1 protein-coding gene and 1 pseudogene are annotated in these 916 nt (G+C 49.2%); one reads left to right on the top strand and one right to left on the bottom strand.

Annotated features, from left to right (window positions below):
• Positions 1–736: isoaspartyl peptidase/L-asparaginase (locus R7Z50_RS25540; protein WP_318149480.1), on the top strand; the 736-nt coding region annotated here is incomplete at its 5' end.
• Between the two features lie 87 nt (positions 737–823).
• Here the strand turns inward: R7Z50_RS25540 and R7Z50_RS25535 are convergent.
• A pseudogene (locus R7Z50_RS25535) lies at positions 824–916 on the bottom strand (SlyX protein); the annotation flags it as partial.

Here is a 916-nt window from a genome sequence, read left to right as displayed (position 1 = left end):
GGGTAAAGGCTCGGTTCTTACTCACAACGAAATGGTAGAAATGGATGCCTCTGTGATGGATGGTCGCAACCTTGCCGCAGGTGCTGTCGCGGGCGTTAGACACATTAAAAACCCGATCGAGTTAGCTCGGGATGTGATGCTTCGCAGCAACCATGTGTTGTTGGTTGGTGAAGGCGCTGAGAAGTTTGCTTTTGAACAAGGTCATCAATACACCGAACAAGATTACTTCTTCACAGATCGCCGTTATGAACAGCTGCTCTCAATGCGTGAGAAAGGTTTGTTTGCGTTATCTGAGTCTCGTTACCCGGATGATCGTAAACACGGCACCGTAGGCGCAGTGGCGTTAGACCAGCAAGGCAACTTAGCTGCGGCGACCAGTACGGGTGGGGTAACCAATAAGCAATATGGTCGTGTTGGAGATTCTGCACTGATAGGCTGTGGCACGGTGGCTGAGAATGGCGTGGTGGCAGTTTCAACTACGGGTGTCGGTGAGTTCTTTATTCGTAAACGTGTTGCGGAAGATGTAGCAGCACGTATGCGTTATTTGCAAGAGGACGTACATACCGCGTGTGAAGCCATTATTCAGGGAGATCTCAAAACCATGGGCGGAGAAGGTGGCCTGATTGCCATTGATGCGAATGGGGAGTTGCATTTCGCTATGAACAGTACGGGGATGTATCGTGCGGGGATCAATACTCGTGGTGAGTTGAGTGTGAAAATCTACGCTAACGACTAACCGTTCGATTATTTCCCGACGAGCAACCGTGCAATTACAACAAAGCCCAGCATAAGTCTGGGCTTTGTTTTGTCTTTCGCGTATTGATCAGTAATGCGGCGGCGGTGGCTCGTTGGCGGGATCTTCCATATTCGAAGAATCCATATTTTTCACTTTGCCTACTACGTACTTCATTTGATC

The sequence above is a fragment of the Vibrio sp. 1249-1 genome, from assembly GCF_033340495.1.
This window is presented reverse-complemented; position numbering and strand designations above follow the sequence as displayed.